At 56.6% G+C, this 7,786-nt stretch carries 8 protein-coding genes; 5 read left to right on the forward strand and 3 right to left on the reverse strand.

Translation table 11 applies throughout. The features are described 5' to 3' along the window. The first annotated feature begins 767 nt into the window (after positions 1 to 767). The 3 genes from repA (at position 768) to repC (ending at position 4,520) form a co-directional block, all read left to right on the forward strand. Complete coding sequence (repA, locus tag NDI72_RS21475; protein WP_283801734.1) at positions 768 to 1,937, forward strand: plasmid partitioning protein RepA; 1,170 nt, start codon at positions 768 to 770, stop codon at positions 1,935 to 1,937. A gap of 78 nt (positions 1,938 to 2,015) precedes the next feature. Then, positions 2,016 to 3,011 (forward strand): plasmid partitioning protein RepB, encoded by a 996-nt coding sequence (gene repB, locus NDI72_RS21480; RefSeq protein WP_283801735.1) that lies wholly within the window; start codon positions 2,016 to 2,018, stop codon positions 3,009 to 3,011. Positions 3,012 to 3,203: 192 nt separating this feature from the next. Then, on the forward strand, positions 3,204 to 4,520 hold the full coding sequence (gene repC / locus NDI72_RS21485) for a plasmid replication protein RepC (protein ID WP_283801736.1): 1,317 nt from the start codon (positions 3,204 to 3,206) through the stop codon (positions 4,518 to 4,520). A 22-nt stretch (positions 4,521 to 4,542) separates the two neighbouring features. On the opposite strand, the gene NDI72_RS21490 is transcribed toward repC, so the two are convergent. Both NDI72_RS21490 and NDI72_RS21495 read right to left on the reverse strand, forming a co-directional pair. Next, a complete protein-coding gene (locus tag NDI72_RS21490) occupies positions 4,543 to 4,758 on the reverse strand; it encodes a hypothetical protein (protein WP_283801737.1) in 216 nt (71 codons plus the stop codon). A 325-nt stretch (positions 4,759 to 5,083) separates the two neighbouring features. Next, on the reverse strand, positions 5,084 to 5,359 hold the full coding sequence (locus tag NDI72_RS21495; RefSeq protein ID WP_283801738.1) for a DUF982 domain-containing protein: 276 nt from the start codon (positions 5,357 to 5,359) through the stop codon (positions 5,084 to 5,086). Between the two features lie 202 nt (positions 5,360 to 5,561). Between NDI72_RS21495 and NDI72_RS21500 the strand changes: the two genes are divergently transcribed. Together NDI72_RS21500 and NDI72_RS21505 are read left to right on the forward strand one after the other, a co-directional pair. Beyond that, on the forward strand, positions 5,562 to 5,795 hold the full coding sequence (locus NDI72_RS21500) for an AbrB/MazE/SpoVT family DNA-binding domain-containing protein (protein ID WP_283801739.1): 234 nt from the start codon (positions 5,562 to 5,564) through the stop codon (positions 5,793 to 5,795). Further along, complete coding sequence (locus NDI72_RS21505; protein ID WP_283801740.1) at positions 5,792 to 6,196, forward strand: type II toxin-antitoxin system VapC family toxin; 405 nt, start codon at positions 5,792 to 5,794, stop codon at positions 6,194 to 6,196. Before NDI72_RS21500 ends, NDI72_RS21505 begins: the two co-directional genes overlap by 4 nt. 68 nt (positions 6,197 to 6,264) lie before the next feature. On the opposite strand, the gene NDI72_RS21510 is transcribed toward NDI72_RS21505, so the two are convergent. Next, a complete protein-coding gene (locus NDI72_RS21510) occupies positions 6,265 to 7,389 on the reverse strand; it encodes a site-specific integrase (RefSeq protein ID WP_283801741.1) in 1,125 nt (374 codons plus the stop codon). Positions 7,390 to 7,786: the final 397 nt, after the last annotated feature.

Genomic DNA, 7,786 nt, shown 5'->3' on the forward strand with positions numbered 1-7,786 from the left:
GAAAGCCCTTCAGGCGCGACATTGTTGGTGGAGTTCTCATAATGACCGCCTATCCCCACGCAAAGCCGTGATCAACTTGGCAATCCCCCTGATTGCGAGAAATCACCACTCTTGCAATCAACGTCAAATAACTTGGCAATGCCGCATTTCCTCGATCATACGGAGGCTCAGCAGGAACCAATGGCGTTTGTAGCTGGCAGATGCGGTCTTCATAGCCGTCAGCCCATCTCACAAACTCCTGCCTCGTCGTTAACGTGACAAGCCCCACTAGGGNGCATTTCCTCGATCATACGGAGGCTCAGCAGGAACCAATGGCGTTTGTAGCTGGCAGATGCGGTCTTCATAGCCGTCAGCCCATCTCACAAACTCCTGCCTCGTCGTTAACGTGACAAGCCCCACTAGGGCGTTGAGGCGACTCACTTTGCTGAGTCGGGTTCGGAATTGGCGGGTGTCTGCGGTTTTACGACGAGTCGGGGCCTATTGCTGGCACCGATGCCCCCTGCCCCGTCAAAACTGCCGGGATAAGATTCTGACCCGTGGCCGCGGAAACCATCAGCTAAGTAACGGAAAGTACGGGGGAATCGGTCTGAAATCGACACCCGTCGCCGTTTCTCCCCGACTCGCATTAAGGTACCATTGACCAAAAACCGCTTGCGCCTAATCCGGAATCGCACATAGTAATAACGCTTTCCCGTGCGTTGTCTTGGAAAAAGCGTTATTTCAAGAAAAGTGAGAATTCGGTGGTTCCGGTCATAGAGCAAGACGAGTTGGACTTCGACGAAGAGATCATCCTGCAGGGTGAGTTGATCTCTGACCGGTTGAATATGCTCCGTTTGGAGCAGTACCCGCCAGACGCGCAAAAGGGGCTGAGATTGTTCTCGCTTGCCGAGGTGGCGGATTTCATAGGTGTAACACAAAACCACATCAAGAAACTCCACCTCGATGGAAAGGGCCCCGTTCCCACGGTGTCTTCCTCGGGCAGGCGCTCGTATACGGCAGAGCAAATGCTTGAGCTTCGGCAGTATCTCGACAAACACGGTCGCAGCGACGTGAAGAATTACGTGCCGCGGCGCCGAGACGGCGAGCACCTGCAAGTGATTTCAGTTGTCAACTTCAAGGGCGGTTCGGGAAAGACAACAACCACAGCTCATCTCGCGCAGTATCTTGCTCTCACGGGACACCGCGTACTGGCCATTGACCTTGACCCGCAAGCGTCGCTGACCGCACTTCACGGCGTTCAACCCGAGCTCGACAAGAATCCTTCGTTGTTCGAAGCGCTGCGATATGACGATCAGCGAGGCTCGATCAAGGATATAATCCAAGCCACAAACTTCCCGGGATTGGATATTGTTCCTGCGAATTTGGAGCTCCAGGAGTACGAGTACGAAACCCCACTCGCAGCGGCCAACTCCCATGAAGGCCGCCTCTTCTTTACGCGCATTTCAAAAGCGCTGAAGGAGGTCGACGACCAATACGACGTGGTCGTGATCGACTGCCCACCACAGCTCGGCTACTTGACACTTACTGCTCTGACCGCCTCCACCGCCGTACTCATCACCGTACATCCCCAGATGCTGGACATCATGAGTATGAGTCAGTTCCTGCTGATGCTCGGCGGGATCCTGCAATCCATCAAAGGTGCCGGAGCTCAGGTCAAGCTCGACTGGTTCCGTTTTCTTGCGACGCGATATGAGGCGACGGATGGACCGCAGGCGCAAATGGTTGGATTTATGCAGGCCATGTTCTGCAAGAGAATGCTGAATAATCAAATGGTGAAGTCGACCGCCATATCCGACGCCGGTATTACGAAACAGACGGTCTACGAAGTCGAGCGCGCTCAGTTCGTGCGGGCGACCTATGACCGGGCGGTTGAGTCCCTGAATGCAGTGAATAGCGAAATCACAGCTCTCGTTCACAAGGCCTGGGGTCGAAAATGACCGGATTTTTGACAGCCGTGCAAATCGCCAAAAAACAAAGGAAGTTCAACAAGATATCTTTGATTTCGGGTATGACGAATGGCTAGGAAGCATCTTCTCGCAAACATTGGCGCGCAGCCAACCAAGTCAGCGGAATCCGCTGAAAAGGGTGGGTCACGCGTCGAATACGCGCGTCGCGGCGCATCGCGTTCAATGATGCAATCACTCGATGATCTAGCAGAGAACTCGATGCGTGTGCTTGAGGGCGATGTGGTCGTCGCTCTGGACCCGGATACGTTGGACCCCTCCCCTTATCAGGACCGAATTGGCGAGGACTTGGCCAGGGACCAGGAACTCCTTGAAGCGATCAAGGAAGCGGGTCAACATCAGCCTGTGCTCGTTCGACCGAATCCCAGCGACAGAAACCGTCATATCATCGTGTTCGGACATCGTAGAGTGCGCGTCGCCAAAAAGCTTGGCCAGAAGGTCAGGGCGGTCATAAAGCCTCTCGAAGAGATCGCGTACGTGGTCGCGCAGGGCCAGGAGAATTCGGCCAGAGACGATCTGAGCTTTATTGAGAAATCACTCTACGCAAGACGTTTACAAGAGTCCGGCATCGACAAAGGCACGATCAAGAGCGCGCTCACCGTTGATGACACCTTGCTGTCTAGAATGCTGTCGGTGGCTGAAACGGTCCCTCCTCCCATTTTGGATGCTCTTGGCGCTGCCAAGGGCATTGGGCGTGATCGTTGGGAAGACCTCAAAAAGACAGTACAAGCCCCTTCGAAATCCGCTCAAGCTCTGGAACTGGTTCAATCGGACGCCTTCACCGAACTCGACGAAGGCGGTCGGTTTGGCTTCCTGCTTGAAAAGCTGAAGGTCTCCGGCTCGAGGAAGCCGAAAAAACAGTCACCCGCGGAAAAGGCTTGGAGTCTGTCCGACGATGCCGTGAAGATTTCGACTAAGGACAGTGGAAAGGCATTCACTTTGGCCTTGAAGGCCAAGGACGCATCGCAGTTTGGTGCCTATCTCTCGAGGAGACTAGAGCGCCTTTATCAGGAGTTTCAGGAAAACAGAGAGGAGGGCGGCGACTGAAACAGCGGCCGAAGCTCTCGGCCAGAACGAAATTTGGCAAAGAAAAAGGCCACCGAAATCGCTTCCGGAAGCCCCTTCTTAGTATAATCAGCTAAAGAATCGCACTTCCGAGAATCTCAGTCAAGGCTCTTTTGAGCCGTGAGCGCCATTTCGGCGAGCATTTTTCTATTGCCTATCGATAGGTGAAAGAAAATGCAGACTTATATCCCAACGACGCCCTTTGGGCGGCGTACAATGTCGCTTGCCATGATGGCAAGCCAGGCCAGAGCGAAGGCGGCACCAGAAGGCGCACAGGTTCAGAAATGGAAAGTGTTCTATTCCATTCGGGAAGCACGTGACCTGATCGGCGCTACGGACCGCTCACTTGCCATTCTCAATGCTCTCCTTTCTTTCCATCCAGAAACGGAGCTCTCGGGCGACGGTGAGCTCATTGTATGGCCGTCGAACGAGCAATTGATGGCACGCGCAAATGGCATGCCTGCGACCACACTGAGACGCCACCTGGCTGTCCTGGTTGAGTGCGGACTGATCATCCGTCGGGACAGTCCGAACGGCAAGCGCTTCGCCCGTAAAGGTCGTGGAGGGCAGGTTGAACAGGCATACGGGTTTGATCTGTCCCCGATCGTTTACCGGGCGGAGGAGTTCCGTGAACTCGCTGAAGCGGTACAGTGTGAGAAGAAGGCCTTGAAGATTGCCAGGGAACGCCTCACACTTCTTCGACGTGACGTCGTAAAGCTCATCGAGACGGGGATTGAAGAGAGTGTCCCTGGAAATTGGGGGCGTGTACAGCAGAGCTATCAGGCCATTATCGGCAGGTTGCCGCGTTCGGCCCCAAGACAACTTATCGAGGATGTCTGCAGCGACCTTCATGATCTGCACACGGAAGTCCTCGACGTATTGGAATCATTCACAAAAACACAGAATCTGGACGCCAATGAGTCCCATTCTGGATGCCACATACAGAATTCAAACCCAGACTCTAATCTTGAATCTGAAAATAGCTCTAGAAAAGAAGATGGCGAGGGTAGCGACGTCGCGGAAAGCGACAACCTGCACAGCCTGCCAAAGCGGGAATTGCCATTGGGCATCGTGCTTGATGCCTGCCCCAGCCTGAAGGATTTGGGGCAGGGAGGCAAAATACGCCACTGGCGAGACTTTCTGGCGGCCGTGGAGGTGGCCCGGCCAATGCTGGGTGTTAGCCCAAGCGCATGGCGGGAAGCCCGCGAAGCCATGGGAGAGACGCAGGCCGCGATTACATTGGCGGCGATCCTGCAGCGCTCCGATCAGATCAACAGCGCCGGCGGCTACTTGCGCAGCCTGACAGACAAGGCGCGAGAGGGCCTGTTCTCGACGTGGCCAATGGTGATGGCGCTGTTAAGGGCGAAGCTGGATGCCCGCAAGGCGACGGCAAAGACCAACTACGAACCGCTATCTGGCGGCAATGATCAGCAAACGGGCTACGCTGTCTCGGATGCCCTGCTGAGGTCGCTACAAAAGCCGAGATGGTGATGTTGGAGCCCGTTGGAGCTGGCTAATCGCCGTCGGTATCAATCAGCCCGTCGAAGGTATCGAGGAGCGCGTCAACAATGACCTGGCCGAGGGTATTAGCAGCGTCGTTTATTTGCCTGTCGTGTCCAGTGCGCGCAGCGGTCGCGAGCGCCGAACCCTGTTCCGTCAGGATCGCATTGGCGCGTTCGATAGCCCATTGGGCGAATTCTTCCCGGTTGTTGATCGTAATGGATTCCACAGATGTTCACTCTCAGGTTTAGGGGGTGTCTGGCATTTTCTGGCTATGCTCGAGCGGCGCGATTGGTCCCGCATAGCGTATTCCAGCCATTCCGCGCTCGTGGGCTCGTGAAGAAGCTCGAGCTGTCGGCGATCTCTTGCGGGGGAGCTCTGGAAGGAAGAAGCATGCTCGCCTTCAGAGTGCTCAGTGGATTCTCGGACAGAAGTCCCGGAGACCGGTCAGGTGCTCATGCCCCTGATGGACAGGCGAATTGTCGTCAAAAGTATTATGATATGGACGCACACATGCCCTGCTGTCGACGGGAGGGACGATTGAGAACGGTTTTTCAGGCGGATGTCATCCATGGCATGACGGTTTCTGGATCCTCCAATATTCCGGCTCGTCTGGCAAAACCTTCGACCGCGTTGCGCGCGACACTGGCCGGTTTATGCCCATCATGCGCTTCATAACAGGCTGTCAATGCTGTCTCGTGGATCAGATCTCTGTGTCTTACCGGCCAGCGTTCGAGAAAATCGATCGCGTCGGTAATGCAGGCGATTTCCTGGACGAGAAACGTACCCGTTTTGACAAAGATCGGGTCATCAAACATGCTGACGTCCATCTCCTCCTCCGCTGATCCAAACGATTTGATCGTATGAAACTGCAACCGCCTGCAGATGCGGTGGCAGCGCTTCATCTGGTGTCGGAAGTTGCGCGCTTCAACCCCTGGACAGTGCCCCGTTGGTGCATTTGTCGATCCAGGGGTTGAACTCCGGACGGCGCGGTAATACCTTGTGTAATACAGGTATTACTATGGAGCGAAGATGAGCATCACCGTTACAGCAAAGGGGCAGGTGACCATACCGAAGCCGGTCCGCGACCTGCTGGGCATCGTTCCCGGAAGCAAGGTTGAATTCCGCCGGGCTGCCGATGGACGTGTGGTGCTGGCACCCATTGAAACGAAACAGCCAGTGAGCCGCTTTGCGAAGTTGCGCGGCCATGCCGGTGAGGGCCTAAACACCGACGCGATCATGGCGCTGACGCGCGGTGAAGCGTGACGCTCATCGATACCAACGTTCTGCTTGACCTGGTCACTGACGATCCGAACTGGGCGGATTGGTCAATAGCCCAACTTGAGGCGGCAAGCCTCAACGGGCCATTGTTGATCAACGATGTTGTCTACGCTGAGCTTTCGGTTCGTTACGATCGCGTCGAGAGCCTTGAGACGTTTCTCGATGCGGCCGGCCTCACGATAGCTCCAATGCCGCGAGCTGCACTGTTCCTGGCTGGAAAAGTGTTTAAGCAGTATCGCAGGTCGGGTGGATCACGGACCGGTGTTCTGCCCGACTTCTTCATCGGCGCCCATGCAGCCGTCAGTGAACTGCCGCTGCTCACCCGCGATGTCGGCCGGTACCGCACATATTTTCCTTCGCTGAAAGTAATCGCGCCGAACCTCTGAGCCGGTGGCATCCAGAAGTGGCGCAATCGGCATGCAGCGGGGCGGGAGAGGGGACTTTCGCCTTCCTGCTACAGCCCCGAGGCCTTTGTTAGATTGACGCGAAACCGATCACGACGACGCTGGTATTTGCGGGTCATTTCCGCCGAAGCGTGTCCCAGCTGCTTCTGGACGTAGCGTTCATCGACTTCGGCCGAGGACGCCAGGCCGGCACGGAGCGAGTGACCGGCGAATTTTTGTTCGCGCTCGCCTTCGGAGAGATCGCCGCGTACGCCTGCTGCCAAGGCAGTGCGCTTGACCAGCCGCGCCACTTCCTGGGCGTTGAGCCGCTCGGTTCCGACCTGCCTGCCCTTTCCGGTGACACGGCGGAACAGGGGACCGTGGCCAATGCGGGCCAGATTGAGCCAGGTCTCAAGGGCGAACACGGGACAGGTGGCGTCTGACGATCCGCGACCGACTTCGACTTCGCGCCAGCCCGTCTTGCCGCGTAGCGAGATCAGCAGGCCCTTGTCAAGAATTTCGATCCAGCCACGACCATCCTCGGTCTGATCGCGGCCGACATCCAGACCGACGATTTCCGATCGCCGCAGCGCGCCGGCGAACCCGATCAGCAACATGGCGCGGTCTCGAAGGCCGCGCAGCGTTCCGCGTTCAAGCGTCTCCAGCATTGCCAGCAGATCTTCTGGGAGAATGGCTTCCTTTTGTCGGGGAGGGGCGCCATGCGTGTTGCGGATGCCGGCCATGACAGTCGTGATATGGCGGTCTTTTCTGTCGAGCGATTGTCCGCGCTGCGCAAAATTCCAGCTTAGCGATGAAAGCCGGCGTTCCACGGTCGACACGGATCTTTTGCCAGTCGACGCCAGTGCGGTGATGTACAGTCCAACCGTCTGTGCGTCGGGCGGAAGGACTGCAAATCCCTGCCGCCGACACCAACTTGAAAAGTCACGCCAGTCCGAGGCATAGGCGCGGCGCGTGTTTGCGGAACTGGCGGCTTCGACATAGCCGCGCGCCCTGTCGGCCAGATCTTCGAGAGGCCCGGCTGAGAGGTTCTGCGCGCGTGCAGGATCGAGGGGAGCTGGAGGTCCTTCCGCAGAAGACGGCCGTGCACCCATCTCAATCACCAGGTCGACAATATCCGGCAGGTCAACCGGCTCGCCTGATGGTTCGGGGGGCGCATCGGGCGTGGACTTGGGCATATGGAGATGCTTTCTGTGATCGAGCGGAGCGTCCTCAGACACGCTTTTCGCCATTCTGCGCGACGAGAGAGGCCATTTTGACAGTGTCACACAAAATGAATGATAATGCAATCTTATCATTCGTTTCCACCTAAAGACAAGCGCGGCGTTTATAAGTCCATTTCAATGAGGAAAGCGCCGGTATGGTTCGTCGTGTTGGTGGTGATTCTGCGACCGAAGTCCCTTCTTCCACACCACAGCGCGCTTTCAGGCGTCGCTTTGGCCGTGCAGGTGGCGACGGTGCCGACTTTGGCTCCGGCATGTCGTCCACGATGTACAAAACCTTGCCTGCAAAGACGTTGGGGACGTGGCACGGTTCTGTTGCAAACTTTCCGCTTACGGGCGGCGTGGCATAGGT

The sequence above is a fragment of the Nitratireductor sp. GZWM139 genome, assembly GCF_030068685.1.
Taxonomy (GTDB): Bacteria; Pseudomonadota; Alphaproteobacteria; order Rhizobiales; family Rhizobiaceae; genus Nitratireductor; species Nitratireductor aquimarinus.